The organism is Mediannikoviicoccus vaginalis (assembly GCF_928097925.1).
Lineage (GTDB): Bacteria > Bacillota > Clostridia > Tissierellales > Peptoniphilaceae > Mediannikoviicoccus > Mediannikoviicoccus vaginalis.
In genome coordinates, this window is sequence record NZ_CAKMRI010000001.1 from 243,008 (window position 1) to 263,080 (window position 20,073).

At 32.7% G+C, this 20,073-nt stretch carries 22 protein-coding genes; 21 read left to right on the forward strand and 1 reads right to left on the reverse strand.

Annotated features, from left to right (window positions below):
- Nucleotides 1-6 precede the first annotated feature (6 nt).
- The 11 genes from def to L6651_RS01235 are packed head-to-tail and all read left to right on the forward strand — an operon-like array spanning nt 7 to nt 9,902.
- Nucleotides 7-501, forward strand: coding sequence for a peptide deformylase (gene def, locus L6651_RS01185; RefSeq protein ID WP_237036230.1), 495 nt, complete (start codon nt 7-9; stop codon nt 499-501).
- Nucleotides 502-1,437 carry a methionyl-tRNA formyltransferase gene (gene fmt / locus L6651_RS01190; RefSeq protein ID WP_237036231.1) on the forward strand — a complete coding sequence of 312 codons (936 nt, stop codon included), beginning with the start codon at nt 502-504 and terminating at the stop codon, nt 1,435-1,437. It abuts the gene before it with no gap.
- 11 nt (nt 1,438-1,448) lie between these two features.
- Entirely contained in the window at nt 1,449-2,141 is a 693-nt protein-coding gene (locus L6651_RS01195) for a zinc metallopeptidase (protein ID WP_237036232.1), read from the forward strand.
- Nucleotides 2,141-3,442, forward strand: coding sequence for a 16S rRNA (cytosine(967)-C(5))-methyltransferase RsmB (rsmB, locus tag L6651_RS01200; protein ID WP_237036233.1), 1,302 nt, complete (start codon nt 2,141-2,143; stop codon nt 3,440-3,442). The genes L6651_RS01195 and rsmB overlap by 1 nt, the downstream gene beginning before the upstream one ends.
- 24 nt (nt 3,443-3,466) lie before the next feature.
- Complete coding sequence (gene rlmN / locus L6651_RS01205) at nt 3,467-4,510, forward strand: dual-specificity RNA methyltransferase RlmN (RefSeq protein WP_237036234.1); 1,044 nt, start codon at nt 3,467-3,469, stop codon at nt 4,508-4,510.
- A gap of 4 nt (nt 4,511-4,514) precedes the next feature.
- Complete coding sequence (locus L6651_RS01210; RefSeq protein ID WP_237036235.1) at nt 4,515-5,252, forward strand: Stp1/IreP family PP2C-type Ser/Thr phosphatase; 738 nt, start codon at nt 4,515-4,517, stop codon at nt 5,250-5,252.
- The gene (pknB, locus tag L6651_RS01215) at nt 5,249-7,201 is read left to right on the forward strand and encodes a Stk1 family PASTA domain-containing Ser/Thr kinase (RefSeq protein ID WP_237036236.1); all 1,953 of its coding nucleotides are present in this window, start codon (nt 5,249-5,251) and stop codon (nt 7,199-7,201) included. The genes L6651_RS01210 and pknB overlap by 4 nt, the downstream gene beginning before the upstream one ends.
- Complete coding sequence (gene rsgA / locus L6651_RS01220) at nt 7,201-8,067, forward strand: ribosome small subunit-dependent GTPase A (RefSeq protein WP_237036237.1); 867 nt, start codon at nt 7,201-7,203, stop codon at nt 8,065-8,067. The genes pknB and rsgA overlap by 1 nt, the downstream gene beginning before the upstream one ends.
- A complete protein-coding gene (gene rpe, locus L6651_RS01225; protein WP_237036238.1) occupies nt 8,067-8,744 on the forward strand; it encodes a ribulose-phosphate 3-epimerase in 678 nt (225 codons plus the stop codon). Before rsgA ends, rpe begins: the two co-directional genes overlap by 1 nt.
- Complete coding sequence (thiT, locus tag L6651_RS01230; protein ID WP_237036239.1) at nt 8,734-9,279, forward strand: energy-coupled thiamine transporter ThiT; 546 nt, start codon at nt 8,734-8,736, stop codon at nt 9,277-9,279. The genes rpe and thiT overlap by 11 nt, the downstream gene beginning before the upstream one ends.
- On the forward strand, nt 9,279-9,902 hold the full coding sequence (locus tag L6651_RS01235) for a thiamine diphosphokinase (RefSeq protein WP_237036240.1): 624 nt from the start codon (nt 9,279-9,281) through the stop codon (nt 9,900-9,902). The genes thiT and L6651_RS01235 overlap by 1 nt, the downstream gene beginning before the upstream one ends.
- 37 nt (nt 9,903-9,939) lie before the next feature.
- Here the strand turns inward: L6651_RS01235 and rpmB are convergent, their stop codons facing one another.
- Nucleotides 9,940-10,137 (reverse strand): 50S ribosomal protein L28, encoded by a 198-nt coding sequence (rpmB, locus tag L6651_RS01240; protein WP_237036241.1) that lies wholly within the window; start codon nt 10,135-10,137, stop codon nt 9,940-9,942.
- Nucleotides 10,138-10,338: 201 nt separating this feature from the next.
- On the opposite strand from rpmB, the gene L6651_RS01245 reads away from it, so the two are divergent.
- From L6651_RS01245 to L6651_RS01290, 10 genes are all read left to right on the forward strand, one after another.
- Nucleotides 10,339-10,704 carry an Asp23/Gls24 family envelope stress response protein gene (locus tag L6651_RS01245; RefSeq protein WP_237036242.1) on the forward strand — a complete coding sequence of 122 codons (366 nt, stop codon included), beginning with the start codon at nt 10,339-10,341 and terminating at the stop codon, nt 10,702-10,704.
- A 1-nt stretch (nt 10,705) separates the two neighbouring features.
- The gene (locus tag L6651_RS01250; RefSeq protein WP_237036243.1) at nt 10,706-12,337 is read left to right on the forward strand and encodes a DAK2 domain-containing protein; all 1,632 of its coding nucleotides are present in this window, start codon (nt 10,706-10,708) and stop codon (nt 12,335-12,337) included.
- A gap of 46 nt (nt 12,338-12,383) precedes the next feature.
- Nucleotides 12,384-14,408, forward strand: coding sequence for an ATP-dependent DNA helicase RecG (recG, locus tag L6651_RS01255; RefSeq protein ID WP_237036244.1), 2,025 nt, complete (start codon nt 12,384-12,386; stop codon nt 14,406-14,408).
- 8 nt (nt 14,409-14,416) lie between these two features.
- Nucleotides 14,417-14,959 carry a 16S rRNA (guanine(966)-N(2))-methyltransferase RsmD gene (gene rsmD, locus L6651_RS01260; RefSeq protein ID WP_237036245.1) on the forward strand — a complete coding sequence of 181 codons (543 nt, stop codon included), beginning with the start codon at nt 14,417-14,419 and terminating at the stop codon, nt 14,957-14,959.
- 1 nt (nt 14,960) lies between these two features.
- On the forward strand, nt 14,961-15,431 hold the full coding sequence (gene coaD, locus L6651_RS01265; RefSeq protein WP_237036246.1) for a pantetheine-phosphate adenylyltransferase: 471 nt from the start codon (nt 14,961-14,963) through the stop codon (nt 15,429-15,431).
- A gap of 83 nt (nt 15,432-15,514) precedes the next feature.
- Nucleotides 15,515-15,991: an ATPase gene (locus L6651_RS01270; RefSeq protein WP_237036247.1), complete on the forward strand. Its 477-nt coding sequence runs from the start codon at nt 15,515-15,517 to the stop codon at nt 15,989-15,991.
- Nucleotides 15,992-16,242: 251 nt separating this feature from the next.
- Nucleotides 16,243-17,637 carry a glycine--tRNA ligase gene (locus L6651_RS01275; RefSeq protein ID WP_237036248.1) on the forward strand — a complete coding sequence of 465 codons (1,395 nt, stop codon included), beginning with the start codon at nt 16,243-16,245 and terminating at the stop codon, nt 17,635-17,637.
- Complete coding sequence (locus L6651_RS01280) at nt 17,637-17,912, forward strand: glutaredoxin domain-containing protein (RefSeq protein WP_237036249.1); 276 nt, start codon at nt 17,637-17,639, stop codon at nt 17,910-17,912. Before L6651_RS01275 ends, L6651_RS01280 begins: the two co-directional genes overlap by 1 nt.
- A 10-nt stretch (nt 17,913-17,922) precedes the next feature.
- Complete coding sequence (locus L6651_RS01285; RefSeq protein ID WP_237036250.1) at nt 17,923-19,182, forward strand: Glu/Leu/Phe/Val family dehydrogenase; 1,260 nt, start codon at nt 17,923-17,925, stop codon at nt 19,180-19,182.
- Between the two features lie 12 nt (nt 19,183-19,194).
- A complete protein-coding gene (locus tag L6651_RS01290) occupies nt 19,195-20,067 on the forward strand; it encodes a DNA-3-methyladenine glycosylase family protein (RefSeq protein WP_237036251.1) in 873 nt (290 codons plus the stop codon).
- Nucleotides 20,068-20,073 lie beyond the last annotated feature (6 nt).

Here is a 20,073-nt window from a genome sequence, read left to right on the forward strand (position 1 = left end):
GTAAATATGGCTATTAGAAATATTAGGATTATAGGAGATCCTATTTTAAGTAAAAAAGCTAGAGAAGTTGAAAAGATTGATAATAGAATTTTACAGCTACTTGACGATATGGAAGAAACCATGAGAGATGCCAATGGACTAGGCCTAGCAGCACCTCAAATAGGAATATTAAAAAGACTTGTAGTTGTAGACATGCAAGATGGAAATGGGGTTATGAAGATAATAAACCCTAGAATAACTGAAAAATCTGAAGAGACTCAAGAGAATTTGGAAGGTTGTCTATCAATTCCTGGCAAATCAGGACTTGTTGATAGACCAAAGAATTTAGTTCTTGAGTACACAGATGTTAACGGTAAAAATGTAGTTGTTGATTGTGATGAGTACAAGGCAGTTTGTATTTGCCACGAGCTTGATCATTTAGATGGGATTTTGTATCCGCAATTAGCAAAGAGAATGTTTGATAATAGTGAACTTGAAAGTTCAGAAGAGGATGATGAATAGATGAAGCCTAAGGTTATATTTCTTGGCACACCTGAATTTGCAGTTGAGTCTTTAAAAGCCATACATGAAAGTGGGAAATTTGAAATTCCTCTAGTAATTTCTCAAGTTGACAGGAAGAGAAATAGAGGTAAAATGACTCCAACTCCTGTGAAACAGTATGCACTGGACAATAACTTAGAAGTATTCACTCCAGATGATATAAATAGTGACGAAAGTTTTGAAAAGATAAAATCTTTGGACCCAGATTTTCTTGTAGTAGTTGCATATGGGCAGATTATTAAAGAAAGACTGCTTTTGGAATTCAAGGACAGAATTTTAAATGTACATTCTTCACTACTTCCAAAGTACAGGGGAGCAGCGCCTATAAACTGGGCAATTGTTGAAGGTGAAGAAAAAAGTGGAATAACAATCATGCTTGTTGAAAAGGGACTTGATACAGGAGATATCCTTTATAGCTTAGAAAAAGAAATAGCTTCCGATGAAAATGCAGAGGAGCTTCACGACTCACTAATGGTTCTAGGTGGAAAGGGCATTGTGGAAGTACTCCAAAATTTTGACAAGTTCTATGAAAATAGAAAAAAGCAAAATGAAGAAGAAGCAATATATAGGGGAATGTTAAACAGAAAAGACGGAAAAATATATTGGAATGACAACTGTTTAAAAATCTATGACAAGTTTAGAGGATTTTATCCATGGCCTGGCTCATTTTTTGAATATGAAGAAAAAAATATAAAAGTTTTAAAGATGGATTATATTCTTGGAGAAGTTAAACATGAACCTGGATACGTTGAAGAAGTTGGTCCTGAAAATATTAAAATTACAGCTAGAGATGGGTATATTTTATTAAAGGAGATTCAATTTCCAAATAAAAAGAGAATGTCAGTTGCAGACTTTCTAAAGGGAAATGAATTTAAGAAAAATATTTATTTGAAATAGGGGGTAATATTATGTATGGAATGATGCCATATTATAATAGCAACGGATTTTGGATGATTGCCTTACTTCTGGCAATGGCGTTTGGACTTATAGCACAAATGAAAATAAAGAGTACCTATGCAAGGTATGCAAGGGTACAAAATAAGAAGAATATTACTGGAATGCAAGCGGCAAGGGAAATTCTTGACAGAAATGGCCTTACGGATGTAAAAATAGTTGCGATTTCAGGAGAACTTACAGACCACTATGATCCTACAAAAAATATTATCAGATTATCTGAAAGAGTTTATAATGATCCAAGTATTGCATCTGTAAGTATTGCTGCCCATGAAGTGGGACATGCTATTCAACATGATAGAGGATATTCCTTTTTAAACTTTAGAAATAGCCTTGTACCTGTGGTAAACTTCGCATCGAGATCAATTTATCCATTGTTTTTGGTTGGGCTTTTCATAGCACCATTTTTTATTAATGTTGCCATTGCAGTATTTGCAATTACTGTGCTATTTCAAATAGTAACACTTCCTGTTGAAATTGACGCAAGTTCAAGAGCATTAAAAAATCTAGATGGAACAATACTTCATAGGGATGAAGTGCCAGAGGGGAAGAAGGTGCTTTCTGCAGCGGCAATGACATATATTGCGGCAGCTCTTTTCTCGTTGGTGCAATTATTAAGAATAATGAATAGCAGAAGAGACGATTAATGAATGAAAGAAATTTTTCCATAAAAGTTTTATTAAATGTGGAGCAAGGAGGATACTCCTCAGAACTTTTAGCTAAAATTCCAAAGAATTTAAATTCTCAGTTGATTAGACAATTGGTTCTTGGAGTTATTGAAAATAATATATTCTTAGAGATGGCCGTAGTGGAAGAGCTGGATAAACCAGATAAAACTCTTCCACAAGAGGTCTTAACTATTTTAAAAGTTGGAGTATATCAAAAGTTCTTTATGAATTCAATTCCTGATTATGCCATTGTGAACGAATCTTTAAATTCATGCGAGTATTTCAAAGTAACACAGTACAAGGGTCTGATTAATTCAATTTTAAGAAATATTGATAACTCAACTATAGAAAAAAAGATTTCAAATATGCCATCTGTTAACGACAGGCTTAAAGTTAAATACTCTGTTGGTGATGATTTTTATGATTTTTTAATTGGAAATTATAAAATAAAGACCATTAGAAAAATTTTGAATTCTTTTTCAGAAGTACCGAATCTTGTTATAAGAATTAATAATTTAAAAATTACTAAAAGTAAATTGGAAAATGAATTTAAAAAGCTCGATATTCGTTTTGAAGAGCATCCATTTTTAGAAAATGCATTAATAATAATTAAAGCAAGTAATCTTTTTGAAACGGACATTTTTAAAAATGGATATTTTACAGTTCAAGGTGGAGCTTCAATACTTGCAAGCAAAGTATTAAATCCAGAAAAAAATTCTAAAATTCTAGATATTTGTGCAGCTCCAGGAGGAAAGACCTGCCACTTGTCTGAATTAGTTTCAAACACAGGAGAAATTTTGGCAAATGACTTGCATGGGCATAAGATTGAAAAGATAAAAGAAAATGCTAAAAGGCTTGGTTGTAAAAATATAAAATACAGTAATTTTGGCGCTACTTCATTTAATGGGGATTTAGTTAATTCGTTTGACTATATCTTATTAGATGCGCCTTGTTCAGGATCTGGAATAGTTAGCAGAAATCCTGAAATTAAACTTAGAAGAACGAAAAAAGAGATTGAAGAACTTGTAATAACTCAAAGAGAGATAATGGATAACTGTTTGAAATATTTAAAGGTAGGAGGCTTTTTAGTCTACAGTACCTGCAGTATATTCAAGCAAGAAAATGAAATGCAAAGAGAATACTTTTTAGATAGATATGAAAATATTAAGCCTGTGGAATTCAGTTATAGAGATAACAATATCTCATACCTTTCACTAATGCCTTATGAAAAAGGGGCGGATGGTTTTTTCATATCAAAGTTTCAAAAAACATCTAGTTAGTATGTTATAATGGTGTAAGATTAAATGAAAAAAATTATATACAATAATTTAGAATATAATGAATTAAATTCTTCTTTACAAGAATTGAAAATTGAAAGATATCGTACAAATCAAATTTTTGAAGGAATTCATCATTTACTTTACAATGATTTTGAAATGTTTACTAATCTTTCAAAAAAAATGAAAAAAATGTTGGAAGAAGAGGGGAAATTTAAAAAGATAGAACTGGTTAAAAAGTTTGTCTCAAAGGTGGATGAAACCACCAAATACTTATTTAAACTTGAAGACGGAGCTTTAATTGAAACGGTTTTAATGGGTTATCATGATAGAAATACCATTTGTATTTCCTCCCAAGTAGGATGTAAGATGGGATGTAAGTTCTGCGCATCTACTAAAGCTGGATACGAAAGAAATTTAGAAGTATCAGAGCTTTTAGAACAAATCTATTACGTTTCAAGAACGGAAGATATTAGAATAAACAATGTTGTCTTAATGGGAATTGGAGAACCGTTAGATAACTATGACAATGTAATAAAGTTTATAAAGATTATTACTGATGAGAGAGGGTACAATATGTCAATAAGAAATATTACCCTTTCAACATGTGGGCTTGCTAAAGAAATTGATAGATTATCCCAAGAGGATTTACCGATTAACTTAACTATTTCTCTTCACAATCCATTTGACTTTGAAAGAAGTGCAATTATGCCTATTAACAATAGATATAAAATAGACGAGGTATTTAAAAGCGCAAAAAAATATTTTGAATCAACTGGAAGAAGAGTTAGTTTTGAATATACTTTAATAAAAGATGTTAATGATTCTGATAGACATATAGATGAAATAGTCAAATTGTTTAATCATGAAAACTTTCATCTAAATTTAATTCCTTTAAATGCAATAGATGAATTTGGAAAACCGAGTACAAACTCAAATGAATTGGAAATTTTCAAACAAAAACTTGTAAAGAGAGGAATTAACGCAACAATAAGAAAAAGTATGGGAATAGATATTGATGGAGCCTGTGGCCAATTAAGATCTGGTCATAAAAAAGAGATGAGGAAGTGATAAATTGAATTATTTTTCAGCCACTGATATCGGGCTACAAAGAAAATTAAATGAAGATTACTACGACAACTACGTAGACGGTGACACCATATTAATGGTTGTTGCCGATGGCATGGGAGGTCATAATGCAGGTGAAATTGCTTCCGAATTAGCTGTAAAATCTTTTATTTACTACTTTAGAGAAAACCTTAAAGACGCAGAGGATATGACTAAATTTTTGACTGATTGCGTTAACTATTCTAATGGGATTATATATGAAGAATCACATAATGATGACGAGCTTTATAACATGGGAACAACAATCGTAGTAGCTCTTATTCATGAAAATTATTTATATATATTGAATGTAGGAGACAGCAGAGCGTATTTTAAAAACTCCTTTGGATTTAAACAGGTTTCAAGAGATCACTCCTTGGTGAACGACTTGTTGATTTCAGGTACCATAACTGAAGAAGAAGCTAAAAACTATGGAAGAAAAAATGTTATTACTAAGAGTCTAGGTGCAGAACTAAATGTTGAACCTGATATAACTTCCTTGGAAATAAGCGAAGGAGATAAGGTGTTATTGTGTTCCGATGGACTAAACTCTTTGGTTTCAGACGGAGAAATAGATGAAATTATTTCTAAAGAAGACAAAACTGAAGAGGAAAGGGTGTTCGAACTCATAGACCTTAGTCTAAGCAGAGGGGGATACGATAATATTACAATTTCACTATATACACATAAGGAGGAAGACAGATGATTGGTCAAACTCTTGGAAATAGATATTTAATTGAAGAGAACATCGGCGTTGGAGGAATGGCCGTTGTATATAAGGCAAAAGATAAATTATTAAATAGATATGTGGCTATAAAGGTGTTAAAAGATGAGTTCATGGATGATGAGGAATTTCTAAAAAAATTTGCCATGGAGGCTCAATCTGCAGCATCTCTGTCCCATAACAATATTGTTTCTGTATATGATGTTGGAAATGCAGTTGTAAATGACCAAAGATATAACTACATCGTTATGGAATACATTGATGGACGTACTTTAAAAGACATAATCAATAATGAGGCGCCACTTGGAGCGGAATTTGTAGCAAACATTGGTTTTCAAATTGCATCTGCCCTTGAAGCTGCCCACAAAAAAGGCGTAGTTCATAGAGATATAAAACCACATAATATCCTACTTGATAAAGATAATGTTGCTAAGGTTACAGACTTTGGTATTGCGAGAATTTCATCCTCTGCAACCATAACATATACATCTACAGTACTTGGCACAGTGCATTATATTTCACCTGAGCAGGCAAAGGGAAAATTTATAGACAAAAAATCTGACATATACTCTCTTGGCGTAGTGCTATATGAAATGGCAACGGGAAGAGTTCCTTTTGATGCAGAAAATGCAGTTGGAATTGCACTTAAACACATTCAAGATAAATTAGTAGAACCAAAGAGCTTAAATCCAGATATTCCTCAAGGACTTAATGATATTATTTTAAAAGCCATGGACAAGGATCCTAATAATAGATTTAGCTCTGCTACTGAAATGAAGATGGCATTATTAAACTTCAGAAATTTCAAATTGGAATATGATGACAACTTTGACAAAACTGAAAGAATCGGTGTGATTAAAGAAGAGGATATAAAACCAAAGACTGAAGAGAAGGCAGTATACAATATGAAAAATGAATATGAAGATGAGGAAGAAGAAAAGAAGGGTGGTTTCTTTAAAACCTATATTCTTCCAATTTTGCTTGCTCTTATAGTAGTTGCCGCTTCTGTAGTAGGAGTTAAATACTTTAAGGGGAATCTTATTAAAGAAGATGTAGTAAAGACACCTCCACTTATAGGAATTGACGTTGATTCAGCTCAAGAACAACTTGATGAACTGGACTTTGATTTAAAGGTTAAGGTAATGGGCACAGTTGAATCAGATCAAAAAGAAGGGCTAATTGCAGAACAAGACCCAGAAAGTGGAACGGAGCTTAAGAAAGGATCAATAATAGAAGTTTATGTAAGTGGCGGAGAAGAAGATATTGTTCTTAAGAGCTATACAAACTGGAAGAAGAACGATGCAATATCATCTCTTGAATCCCTCGGACTTCAAGTTGAAATTAAAGACTCCTTTAGTGATAATTTTGATGAAGGATATATTATAAGTCAAAAACCTGGTGCAGGAGAATCCGTTAAGAAAAATTCAACAGTTGAGTTAGTGGTTTCTAAGGGAAAGGAAGATGACACCGTTCCAATGATTAATGTGGCTGGAATGAATGTTAGAAAAGCCACTGAAAAACTTGCTGAAATTGGTTTAAAATACAATATTGAAGAAACTTCTTCAAGTACGATAGATAAGGGAGTAGTTATTAGTCAAAGCGTTGACAATGGAGTTATGGTTAAGAAGGGTTCAGTAATAAATCTTCAAGTTAGTACGGGAGAAAAGGAAGAGCCTACAGAAGAGCCTACTGAACCAAAAACAAATAAAAAGACAACATCCTATACCTTTAGAATAAGGGTAGCTGATATATCTCCAGGAACATATAATGTTAGAATCGAAAGAATTGATGGAGACAAAGAAGTTAATGTTTACAATCGTCAACTTGATACAGCAAGGGGCGACGCCAATATAACTATTAATGTTCGTAGGGGAGAAAGCTACAATGTTTATGTAAATGACGAATTATATAGTGGAGAGACTATAGAATAATGTCTAAGATTATTAAATCCCATAGGGGAATATACTATGTTGAAAAAGAGGGACAAGTTTATCTATGTAAGGCAAGGGGGCTTTTTAGAAATAATAAAATTAAGCCAATAGTTGGAGATGAAGTTGATATTTTAATAAATAGTGATGGCACCGCCTATATAAATGATGTGCACGAAAGAAAAAATCAACTTCTGCGACCACCTATTTCAAATGTGGACCAGGTCATAGTTATAATGAGTCTTTCTTCTCCAGACATAAATTTATATACATTGGACAAATATCTTTTGATGTTGGAACTTTCTAATATTGAAACTAGAATTATCTTTAATAAAATTGATCTAGTTGACGAAACATACAGCAATAAAATTTCAAAAATATATGAAGATATTGGCTACGATATATATTTGAATACAAATGAAGAGGATGATAATGGTGAATTAGTTGAGCTATTTAAGAACAAGACTACCGCTGTTACAGGCCCTTCAGGAGTGGGAAAGTCTACTACACTAAATAAAATATTTTCTCATTTTGATTTTGAGACTGGTGCCATAAGTGAAAAATCCCTTAGAGGTAGACATACCACTAGACATATAGAAATATCTAAGATAAATGACGGGAGTTATGTCATAGATACTCCTGGCTTTTCTGCGCTTTCTTTAGATTTTGTAAATGAAATCAATGAGATTTCAGAAGGTTTTAGGGAGTTTGTAAAACTTAGGGGTGGATGCAAATTTAATAATTGTATTCATGAGAATGAACCGAAATGTGCAGTAAAGGAAGCTGTGCAAGATAAAAAGATAGCTGAAAGCAGATATAAGAATTATTTATTACTACTAGAAGAATTTAGAAATACAAGGGGGTATTAATGAGTTTTTTATCGCCATCACTACTATCGGCAGACTTTTATAATCTTTCAAAACAACTGGATATACTTGCGGAAAATGAAATCAAGTACCTACATCTAGATGTTATGGACGGAAATTTTGTACCAAATATATCTTTTGGTCCAGGGATTATTAAATCCTTGAGAGAAAATTATGATTTTATTTTTGACACACATTTAATGATTACAAGTCCTGAAAAATATATTGAGAACTTTAAAGATGCAGGATGTGACATAGTAACTATTCACTATGAAGCCACAAAACATCCTCTAAGAGTGTTACAACAGATTAGAGAGATGGGAATGAAGGCTGGAATTTCCCTTAATCCTGGAACGCCTGTTGAGGTTTTAGATTATCTTTGGGACGAACTGGACCTAATACTTATTATGACAGTTAATCCAGGTTTTGGAGGGCAGAGCTTTATAGAATCTCAAGTTAAAAAAATTAAGAGAGTTAGAGAGCTTATAAATGAAAATAATCCAAATATCCTTTTAGAAATTGATGGTGGAGTAAAGACTACAAATATTGAAAAGTTATTAGATTTAGATATTGATTTGTTTGTTTCTGGGTCAGATGTTTTTAATAAAGATTTAGATGCGATGCAAGCTAAGCTTGATAAGTATAAAGAAATTTTAAAGGAGGAGAATATTGGAAAGTAGAAAAAATAACACTAAGTTTATTGCGGAAGCAGGAATAATGTTGGCATTGACATTTATTCTAAACTCAATCAGACTTTATAAGTTGCCGCAGGGAGGATCAATAACTCCGGGAGGATACGTTCCTCTTTTAATATTTGGCTTTAGATGGGGATGGAAAAAAGGTTTAATTCTCGGTGGACTATATGGTCTACTGGACTTTGCTATGGACCCATTCTTTTTAAATGTAATTCAATTTTTATTAGACTATCCACTTGCATATGCAATGCTTGGTTTAACAGGGTTATTTAGAAAAAATTTAATTGTTGATGGCAAGGTAAATAATGCAAAGTTAATTGTTGGAACAATTGTTGCAACGGCTTTAAGAATGTTAGCTGCAGTTATTTCAGGAGTTGTGTTCTTTAAACAATATTTACCACAAGATAAACCTTTCTTATTAGGTTCAATTCTTTATAACGGCTCCTACACATTACCAAATATGATTATTGCTATTATATTGATTTTAATTATTTTCCCAAGGGTTAAGAACCAAGCATAATGATAGTTACAATAGTTACGGGAGGCGACTTTATAAACGCCTCCCTTTTATTTAAATATACTAAAATTGCAGACTTTGTTATTGGAGTGGACAGGGGAGTAGAGGAGCTGTTAAAATCAAAGATTTCCATGGACATAGCCATAGGTGATTTTGATTCCATTGAAAATAAAGAATTACTTCAATCTGATTTGGTCAAAGAAATTAATAAATTAAATCCTATTAAAGATATTTCTGACACACATGCAGCGGTAGAGTATGCTACTTCAAAGAAACCAGATGAGATTTACATTTTGAATGCAACGGGAACTAGGATGGACCACACTCTGTCGAACATATCACTCTTAAGGGAGATTTCTGAAAAGGGGATAGAGGCATTTATAGTAGATAGTCACAATAGGATTAGATTTGGAAAGAGAAATAATTTTATAAAAAAAGAATACGATTATGTTTCAGTAATACCATTAGAAGAAAAGATAAAGGTTAGCACTGTTGGATTTCTATATGAAGTTAAAGATTTAGAATTAAATTATTCTCAAAGTAGATTTTTGAGCAATGAGGTTAAAGAAGATAAAGCATCTATTGAAATTGAAGGTAGAGCATTAATAATTGAATCAAGAGATTAAAAAAGTGTAAAAAAAAATACCTAACAAGGTATTTTCATTAAAAATTTTGAGGTCTTTCTACTTTACCAGATCTTAAACATCTAGTACAAACATTAATTCTCTTAGGTTTGCCATCAACAACTGCTTTAACTCTTCTTATATTTGGCGCCCATGTTCTATTAATTTTTCTATGTGAGAAAGTTAGCTTATTACCAAAAGCTTTGCTCTTTCCACAGATTTCACATTTTCTTGCCATTGTTACACCTCCAATCAGCGTTTATTGAATAATAACAATGGTATTATAACAAAATTTTAAAGCCTTTGCAAACTTAAATAGAAATAGTGTAGAATAGAGGGTGGAGTAATTAAAGAATTATTGGGTATAATCTATTGAGTGATGATTTTAAAATAACTTAAAATGTAATACAATAGTATTTGTTATAAATAAGGAGGAATTATGTCAGCTCATATAAAAAACGAATTTGGTTTAATAAAAATAAACGACCAGGTTATAGCAACTATTGCCAGTGATGCAGCTATGAAATGCTATGGCGTTGTTGGACTTGTTAATGCTTCTGCATCAGAGAGCATTATGAACTTACTTTCAAAAGAAAGCCTTTCAGAGGGAATTGTTTTAAAAATCGAAGATAATAACCTAAACATAGATGTATCTGTAATACTTGAATTTGGAGTTAAGATTGCAACTGTTTGCGAAAATATTATTGAGACAATTAAATTTCAAGTTGAACATGAAACAGGTATAAGAGTCAATGAAATTAATGTAATCGTAAGAGATATAAGACTCCAAGATCAGGAGGGATAGAATGTCAACAATAGATGGTAAAAGTTTAAAAAATATTTTATCAGGAGTTTATTTTAATCTTGATAATCATAAACAAGAGTTAAATAGTTTAAATGTATTCCCTGTACCAGATGGAGATACGGGAACAAATATGTCATTAACTCTAAAATCAGCATATAACAATTTACAATCAGTTAGTTCTGATAAAATTGGAGAAGTAGTTAAGGCGTTTAGCAATGGTTCACTAATGGGAGCTAGAGGTAACTCTGGTGTAATTACATCTCAAATACTTAGGGGTGTTGCAAAGGGCATTGGCGAAAATGAAACAATTGATGTTCTAGTTCTTAGAGACATCATGGAAAGTGCATGTAAAGTTGCTTATAGCGCTGTTATGCAACCAACTGAAGGTACAATCCTAACAGTTATTAGAGGTGCAGCAGAGTTTGCGGAAGAAAACTACCAAAAATATACTGATGTAAAAGAGTTTTTTAAAGATATTACAGAAGAAGCAGCTAGGGTTCTAGATACAACTCCTGATATGTTACCGGTATTAAAACAAGCTGGTGTAGTAGACGCTGGAGGTAGAGGACTAGTTGTAATGATGGAAGGTGCTTTAAACTATAATAATCTTTCAAATTATGGAGAAAAGGAAGAAGTTACAGTAAAAGCTCCTGAACATAATCATCAAAGTGAAGTTTCTGGAGATATTAAATTTGGTTATTGTACTGAATTTTTAATTGAATCAGAAAATGGAGACTATTTACAATTTAGAAATAAGATTTCAAGCCTAGGAGACTGCCTAATCGTAGTTGGTGGAGAAGGTCTTATAAAGACTCATATTCATACAAATAATCCTGGTAAGGTTTTGGAAGAGGCATTAAAGCTTGGACAATTAAAGGATATTAAAATAGACAATATGAGAATCCAACATAGCCATGTGGTTATGGGACCTGAAGCAGATGTTTATTTAGATCCTTATAACAATCCTGATGAGACAAAGAAATATGGTTTCGTTTCAATTTCCACTGGAGACGGATTTGAAAAGATTTTTGAAGAGCTTGGAGTAGATCAAGTTATTTCCGGTGGTCAAACAATGAATCCATCTACAGAGACAATACTTGAAGCTGTAAAAAAAATAAACGCAGAGGATATATTCATTTTGCCAAATAATAGCAATATCATCCTTGCGGCAGAACAGGCTAAAGAACTTTCTGAAAAAAATCTTCATATACTAAAGAGTAAAACTGTACCACAAGGTGTAGTAGCAATGTTATCTTTTGATGAAGATAATAGTGTAGATGAAAACTTTGAAGAGATGACAGAAGCTTTAGAGGCTGTTAGAACTGCTCAAGTTACATTCTCAGTAAGAGATACAGAAATGGACGGTCTAAAGATTAAAAAAGACGACTTCATAGGAATTGAAGGTGGAAAGATTCTTGCTACAGGAAAGAAAGTAAATAAAACTACTTTAGATTTACTAGAAAGAGTTGTTGATGAAGAAGCAAGTTTATTAACTGTTTACTATGGCTGCGATGTTGAAGATAAAATTGTTAACGAACTTGAAAGAAAACTTAAAAGAGTTTATAAGGATATTGATGTTGAATTTATTAGAGGAGGGCAACCTCTTTACCACTATATAATATCTGTAGAATAAGAAAGAGCCTTACTTATGTAGGGCTTTTTAAAATAGAGTTGATTATATGAAATTACAAGATATAAAAGGTCTTGGACCGAAGAAAAAAGAATATTTAAATAATTTGCATATCACCAGTGTTAAAGACTTGATTTATCATTATCCCTTTAGATATGAAGACAGAAGAAACCCTAAGACTATTGAAGAAGCTTATGGAAAAGAGGATGCGCTTTTACATTTGAGTCTATTAAGCAGTCCAAGCACCAGGTACCTAGGTGGAAATAAAAATATAACCACCATTAGGGCTACGGATGGCAAATATAAAATCGAGTTAGTTTGGTTTAATCAACCATATATTCTAAACAATTTTAAGAATGTGGAAAAAGTTTATGTATTCGGCAAGGTTGAAAACTACAAGGGACAATTAAAGATAACAAATCCAATAATCAGTAAGACTTTAGGAAATGAACTTGGGAAGATTGTTCCAGTTTACAATGTAACAAAGGGACTTACTCAAAACGATTTAAGAAACTTTATTGGTCAGTCTTTACAAAAGATGAAGTTTAAAGAAAATTTGCCAAAAGATATACTAGAATCTAATAACCTAATGGACTATAGAGAGGCCATTATAAACATTCACTTTCCAAACTCCATGTCGCTACTACAAAAAGCCATTGAAAGACTAAAGTTTCAGGAGTTATTTTTATATCAACTTTATTTAGATATGAATTTTTCACAAATAAATAAAGAGGGAATTTCATTTAAAATCGTCCCTGAAGTGGATGAGTTTATAAATAAATTACCCTTCGAACTTACATCTGCGCAAGAACGAGTTGTGGGAGAAATTCTTGAAGATATGAAATCGCCTTTTATTATGAACAGGCTATTACAAGGTGATGTAGGCTCAGGAAAGACCATTGTAGCCGCAATAGCCATATTAAACGCCTATTACAATGGATACCAATCGGTACTTATGGCGCCCACTGAAATATTAGCAACTCAGCACTATGAAGATTTAAGAGATATGTTTTTGGGATATGGAATTAGAGTTGGTATATTAAAGGGATCGCTAAGTAAGGGCAAAAAAGAAAAAATTGTGGAAGATATTAAAAATGGCAATATAGATGTGGTGGTTTCAACCCATGCGGTGCTAGAAGATAATGTTACTTTTGAAAACATTGGTCTTGTTATAACCGATGAGCAACACAGGTTTGGAGTAAAACAGAGGGCGATTTTAACTGGAAAGGGCAATGTTGACACCTTAGTTATGTCTGCTACACCAATACCAAGGACACTTGCGTTGGCAAAATATGGTTCACTGGACATTTCAATTATAGATGAGTTACCTAAGGGAAGAAAAAACATCGAGACCTATGCAGTGGGAATGGATTATGAAAAGAGAATAATGAATTTCCTTATAAAGCATGTAAATGAAGGTCGCCAATGTTATATTGTATGCCCGCTGATTGAAGAGTCGGAAAATTTAAACTTAACATCCGTTGAAGAACTTTATGAAAGACTTAATGAAACTTATTTTCGAAATATAAAGACAGGTTTGATTCATGGCGCTTTAAATCCAAAACATAAAGACGAGATAATGGAAAGTTTTATAAAGAATGAAACTAAAATACTCTTTTCCACCACAGTTATTGAAGTTGGTGTTAATGTTCCAAATGCAAACACAATGGTAATTTATAATGCAGACAGGTTTGGATTATCACAGCTTCACCAACTAAGGGGAAGAGTTGGAAGGGGAAACTATCAGTCATATTGTATTTTACTTAATGATTCTAAGAGCCAAATTGCAAGGCAGAGAATGAGAATAATGGAATCAACCAATGATGGATTTATTATTGCAAAAAAGGATTTAGAGTTACGAGGTTCTGGAGATGTAATTGGCTTTAGACAGTCTGGCGAAGAACAGTTTAAATTAGTAAACCTATTTGAAGACATAGAGATGTTAAATAAAATTCAAAGCATAACAAGAGATATTTTAGATAATAATAAACTTGAGTCTGTTGAATATAGAAGTTTAAAAGACGAACTTAATAGCTATTCTAAAGATATTGAATCACAAATTATTTTTAATTGAGGTAAATTATGAGAGTTATTTCAGGAAAGAAAAAAGGCATGAGACTACTTGGTACAAGGGATCCACATACAAGGCCCACTGAAGACAGAATAAAAGAGTCTATCTTTAATTCTCTCTTTAGTATTGAAGAGGGGTCAAAAGTTCTTGATCTATTTGCAGGCACTGGCGGCATGGGAATAGAATTTTTAAGCAGAGGTTCTGATTTGGTAGTTTTTTGCGACAAGAGCAGATTAAATATTAACTGCATAAAGGAAAATCTAAATAACACCGGCTTTACTGGGAAAGCAAAGATTTATCAAGGAGACAATGAGAGAAATCTTTTTAATATTAAATCTGATAATATTAAATTTGATTATGTTTTTCTGGATCCACCATATGACAAAGTCGATTTGTACTACGATAGTTTAGATTTTATTAGAGAAAATAATCTTTTAAATGAAGATGGAATAATAATTGTTGAATCAGAACAAAGACTGGAATTTGATGGCTATGATATAATTAAAATCAAAGAATATGGAAAGAAAATTATCTATTTTTTAGGTGGAGAGTAGAATGAATGTAATTTATCCGGGAAGCTTTGATCCCATAACTTTAGGTCATTTAGATATTATTGCTAGAGCTGCAAAAAAATTTGACAAGGTATATGTGGCCATATTGAACAATGTAAATAAGAATTATATATTTGATGTATACGATAGAAAAAAAATCATTGAAGATGCGTGTAAAGAAATTCCAAATGTGGAGGTAGTTATATTCGGAGGACTTCTAATTGAACTTTGCAAAGAGTTAGATGTGTACAATATTCTTAGGGGACTGAGGATGATTTCAGACTATGAGGCGGAAGTTCAAATGGCCCTTGCAAACAAGTCGATGAACGATGAAATTGAAACTTATTTTATGGTTTCAAGTCCAATATATTCACATGTAAGTTCTTCGCTAGTAAAAGAGATTTTCCATTATAATGGAGATTATAAAAAACTTGTGCCAAGTTTGGCATATGAAATGTTAAATAATCTTAAGTAATGTAATTTTATACAGTTAAATTCTTGTATATGTCAAGGTTTTATTATATAATTGGAACAGAATTATAAATTGGAGGTATTTGTATGGATGTAAATCAAATTATCGAAGAGATAGAAGATCTTCTAGATGACGCATCAACAGTTCCTTTTTCAAAGAAAGTTTTAGTAGATGCAGATGATGTTCTTCATCTATTACAACAAATTAGACAAGGACTACCTGGAGAAATTAAACAAGCTCAATGGGTAAATGAAGAAAAGGATAAAATTTTAGCAGAAGCTGAAAGAGATGCTGAAGAGATAAGAAACGATGCAGGAAGAGAAGCTGACAAGATTATTAATGATGCAAAAGAAACATTTAATAATATGATTAGCGAACACGAAGTTACAAAGAGCGCTAACAGATACGCTGAAGATATTGTAACAAAAGCGGAAAAGAATGCTTTAATTTTAAAGAACGAATCTATGACTTATGTTGATGAGTTATTAGCTACTACACAAGAAAAGCTAAAAGATATTTTATCTGACTTAGACGAAGATAGAAAAGAATTAAAACAAGATTAATTTTTTTGAGATTTACTCATCAAATAATCCTTGATTTTGAAATTAAATAGGGCCATGAAGAGAAAAAAGCATCTAGAGTTTTTTAAAGAGAGCTAATATTTGGTGGAAATTAGCAAAATTTAAATGTGGGGAGTCTTGGAGCCTTTAACTTTAAGAGACGGCGAGAGCCGTAATTAGGGTGGAACCGCGGATAACTTTCGTCCCTAGCTTAGGCTAGAGTCGGAAGTTTTTTTATTAAGTTAGGAGGAATTATGAAAAAGGATATTACAATGGAAGATATTGTCTCACTGGCAAAGATGAGAGGATATGTATTTCCAGGATCTGAAATATATGGTGGATTATCAAATACATGGGACTATGGTCCACTTGGAGTTGAATTGAAGAACAATGTAAAAAAAGCATGGTGGAAGAAGTTCGTACAAGAAAAAGAGTACAATGTTGGAATTGATGCAGCAATACTTATGAACCCTGAAGTTTGGGTTGCATCAGGCCATGTTGGTGGCTTCTCTGACCCTCTTATAGATTGTAAAGCTTGTAAATCAAGATTTAGAGTGGACAAACTTATAGAGGATTACTACCTTGATGAAAAGGGAGAAGAGTTAACAGGTCTTGACGGTATGTCAAACGAAGAGCTAATGGAAATTTTAAATAAAGAACATATTGCTTGCCCTAAATGCGGTAAGTTTGATTATACTGATGTTCGTAAATTTAATTTAATGTTTAAAACATTCCAAGGTGTTACTGAAGATTCTACTTCTGAAATTTACTTAAGACCAGAAACGGCCCAAGGTATCTTTGTTAATTTTAGAAATGTTCAAAGAACATCTAGAAAAAAAGTTCCTTTTGGAATTGCACAAATTGGTAAGTCATTTAGAAATGAAATAACACCAGGAAACTTTGTATTCAGAACAAGAGAGTTCGAACAAATGGAATTGGAATTCTTCTGTAATCCAGGAGAAGATTTAGAATGGTTTAACTACTGGAGAAAGTACTGCTACGATTTCCTTATTGGCTTAGGAGTAGAAGAAGATAGACTTAGACTTAGAGATCACGACAAAGAAGAGTTGTCTTTCTATAGTGTTGCTACAACAGATATTGAATATAAATTCCCATTTGGTTGGGGAGAATTATGGGGTATAGCAGATAGAACAGACTACGACTTAAATCAACATATTAATTCGGTTAATGCGGACTTTGTTTACACAGATCCTATTACAAATGAAAAATATGTTCCATATTGTGTAGAGCCTTCAGTAGGTGTAGATAGAATGTTCTTAACTTTCCTTTGTAACGCATATGAAGTTGAAACTCTTGAAGACGGAACAACAAGAAACTTATTAAAACTACACCCAGCACTGGCACCATACAAGGCAGCAGTACTTCCTCTTACTAAGAAATTAACTGACAAGAGTGACGAAGTATACAAAAAGTTGTCTAGAGTATTCAATGTGGACACAGACGTTTCAGGATCAATAGGAAAGAGATACAGAAGACAGGACGAAGCGGGAACTCCTTTCTGTATTACAGTTGATTTTGACACTCTAGAAGATGAGACTGTAACTGTTAGACATAGAGATAGCATGGAGCAAGAGAGAGTTAAGATTGACGACTTAATTGACTTTATTGCGGAAAGGATAGAGTTTTAATGGAAATAGTAGTATATGGTGGCAGCGAATGCCCTATGTGCAAACCTGCTTCAGATAAGCTTAAGGAAAATGGAATAAAACATAATTACAGAGATATTATGAGGTCCATTGTAAGATTAAAAGAATTTCTTGCACTTAGAGACAGCAGAGAAGAGTTTGATAAGATAAAGGAACAAAAACTAGTAGGAATACCATGTTTTCATCTAATAGACGAAGATAAGATTTCTTTTGATGTGGATGAAGTAATTGAATATGTAAAACAAAAAGAAAAGTAAGAAGGTATATATGGAAAACATGAATCCCATAGAAAACGCCAGACTACAACTGAAGTCAGCTTGTGAACTTGGCGATATAGATAAAAATGTTTATGAAATTTTAAAAAATCCTCAAAGGGTTATTGAGGTGTCCATACCTGTTAAGATGGACAATGGGGATGTTAAAGTCTTTACGGGATATAGATCCTGTCATAACACAGCGGTTGGTCCAGGAAAAGGTGGAGTAAGATTTCATCCAAATGTAACTATGGATGAAGTGAAGGCTCTGTCCATGTGGATGAGTTTTAAATGTGGTGTAATGAATTTGCCGTATGGAGGAGGGAAAGGTGGAATAAAAGTTGATCCATCTGAACTGTCCCAAAGAGAACTTGAAGAACTTTCCAGAGGATATATAAGAGCAATTTATAAATACCTTGGTGATGATATTGATATACCAGCTCCCGATGTAAATACAAATGGGAAAGTAATGGGGTGGATGTTGGATGAGTATATAAAGTTAACAGGCCATCACAGACCAGGAACTTTTACAGGAAAGCCAATTGTACTGGGAGGCTCAAAGGGAAGAACTGAAGCTACGGGACTTGGAGTTACGTATATAACAAGAAATATTTGCCACAAATTGGGTTTAAAACTAAGCGACACCTCTGTACTATTACAAGGTTTTGGTAATGTTGGTTCATACACTTTCAAGTTTTTAGCGGAAATGGGTTTTAAAGTTATTGGACTTTTAGAGTGGGATAAGGAAATAGGAGAATATGCCCTTTATAATAAAAATGGTATATCCTATGAAAAATTATCCAAATTCAAAGAGGAAAATAATTCCTTAGTTGACTTTGACGGTGCAAGTAGAATAAGCGCTGAAGAATTTTGGAGCTTAAGAGCAGATATTTTAATCCCTGCAGCTTTGGAAAACTCAGTTAATGAAGAAATTGCTGAAAAGCTAGATATAAAAGTTATTGTTGAAGGAGCCAATGGGCCGGTTACTTCTGCTGCTGATGAAATATTAAAGAATAGATCTATAACTGTAGTACCTGATATATTGGCAAACTCTGGAGGTGTTACAGTATCTTACTATGAGTGGGTTCAAAACCGATATGGGTTCTATTGGAATGAAGCGGAAGTGTTTAATAAACTTGAACCTTCAATGAACGAAGCCTTCGAAAATATCTGGGCGATTAAAGAAGAAAAGAATCTTACATTTAGACAGGCAACCTATGTCTATTCTTTAATTCGTATTAGTGAAGCGATGAACTATAGAGGCTGGTTTTAAATAAGGATAAAAATGGAGTATATAGCAAAAGACAATAAAATAATATTTAGAAATCAATCTTTCAATCCAAAACATATTTTTGAATGTGGGCAGGCCTTTCGATGGGAAAGAAATGATGATGAATCTTATACAAATGTTGCATTTGGTAGAGTTATAAATGTATCTAAAAAAGATGATATTATAACTTTAGACAATGTTAATGAAGAAGATTTTAATAATATCTGGATGGATTACTTCGATTTAAATAGGGATTATGAAGCCATTAAAGAAAAACTATCTAATAACGAAACCATGAGAGAGGCAATGGACTTTGGATATGGTATAAGAATACTAAACCAAGACCATTTTGAAACCATTATTTCATTTATAATTTCTGCTAACAATCAGATACCGAGAATAAAAAAATCAATTGATATTATAAGCAGAGAATATGGACAAAAAATCGGTGAATATAGGGGTAAAACATACTACAGTTTCCCCAATTTTGAAACACTATCTAAAGCAAAAGTAGAAGATATGAGAGAAATTTGCAGAGTTGGATTTAGAGATAAGAGGATTGTAGAAACTTCCCAAATGATTTGCTCAGGTGAATTTCACTTAGAAGAGTCTAAAAATTATGACTCTTCTAAGCTTTACGATGAACTTATAAAGTTTCCAGGAGTAGGACCAAAGGTTGCTTCTTGCATAATGTTATTTGCATATGGCAAGAGCGAAACTTTTCCAGTAGATGTTTGGATAAAACGAGTTATGGAAAGTTTATATATTGGTCATGAAACTTCTAAGAAAAATATAGGAATATTGGCAAAGGATATTTTTGGAGATTATGGTGGATTTGCTCAACAGTATTTATTCTACTATGGCAGAGAAAATAAGATTGGAAAGTAGATTTCT

Excerpts from the sequence above, each read along its gene's own strand:
- def (WP_237036230.1), top strand. The coding sequence starts at position 7 with ATGGCTATTAGAAATATTAGGATTATAGGAGATCCTATTTTAAGTAAA.
- fmt (WP_237036231.1), top strand. The coding sequence starts at position 502 with ATGAAGCCTAAGGTTATATTTCTTGGCACACCTGAATTTGCAGTTGAG.
- L6651_RS01195 (WP_237036232.1), top strand. The coding sequence starts at position 1,449 with ATGTATGGAATGATGCCATATTATAATAGCAACGGATTTTGGATGATT.
- rsmB (WP_237036233.1), top strand. The coding sequence starts at position 2,141 with ATGAATGAAAGAAATTTTTCCATAAAAGTTTTATTAAATGTGGAGCAA.
- rlmN (WP_237036234.1), top strand. The coding sequence starts at position 3,467 with ATGAAAAAAATTATATACAATAATTTAGAATATAATGAATTAAATTCT.
- pknB (WP_237036236.1), top strand. The coding sequence starts at position 5,249 with ATGATTGGTCAAACTCTTGGAAATAGATATTTAATTGAAGAGAACATC.
- rsgA (WP_237036237.1), top strand. The coding sequence starts at position 7,201 with ATGTCTAAGATTATTAAATCCCATAGGGGAATATACTATGTTGAAAAA.
- rpe (WP_237036238.1), top strand. The coding sequence starts at position 8,067 with ATGAGTTTTTTATCGCCATCACTACTATCGGCAGACTTTTATAATCTT.
- L6651_RS01235 (WP_237036240.1), top strand. The coding sequence starts at position 9,279 with ATGATAGTTACAATAGTTACGGGAGGCGACTTTATAAACGCCTCCCTT.
- rpmB (WP_237036241.1), bottom strand. The coding sequence starts at position 10,137 with ATGGCAAGAAAATGTGAAATCTGTGGAAAGAGCAAAGCTTTTGGTAAT.
- L6651_RS01245 (WP_237036242.1), top strand. The coding sequence starts at position 10,339 with ATGTCAGCTCATATAAAAAACGAATTTGGTTTAATAAAAATAAACGAC.
- L6651_RS01250 (WP_237036243.1), top strand. The coding sequence starts at position 10,706 with ATGTCAACAATAGATGGTAAAAGTTTAAAAAATATTTTATCAGGAGTT.
- recG (WP_237036244.1), top strand. The coding sequence starts at position 12,384 with ATGAAATTACAAGATATAAAAGGTCTTGGACCGAAGAAAAAAGAATAT.
- rsmD (WP_237036245.1), top strand. The coding sequence starts at position 14,417 with ATGAGAGTTATTTCAGGAAAGAAAAAAGGCATGAGACTACTTGGTACA.
- coaD (WP_237036246.1), top strand. The coding sequence starts at position 14,961 with ATGAATGTAATTTATCCGGGAAGCTTTGATCCCATAACTTTAGGTCAT.
- L6651_RS01270 (WP_237036247.1), top strand. The coding sequence starts at position 15,515 with ATGGATGTAAATCAAATTATCGAAGAGATAGAAGATCTTCTAGATGAC.
- L6651_RS01275 (WP_237036248.1), top strand. The coding sequence starts at position 16,243 with ATGAAAAAGGATATTACAATGGAAGATATTGTCTCACTGGCAAAGATG.
- L6651_RS01280 (WP_237036249.1), top strand. The coding sequence starts at position 17,637 with ATGGAAATAGTAGTATATGGTGGCAGCGAATGCCCTATGTGCAAACCT.
- L6651_RS01285 (WP_237036250.1), top strand. The coding sequence starts at position 17,923 with ATGGAAAACATGAATCCCATAGAAAACGCCAGACTACAACTGAAGTCA.
- L6651_RS01290 (WP_237036251.1), top strand. The coding sequence starts at position 19,195 with ATGGAGTATATAGCAAAAGACAATAAAATAATATTTAGAAATCAATCT.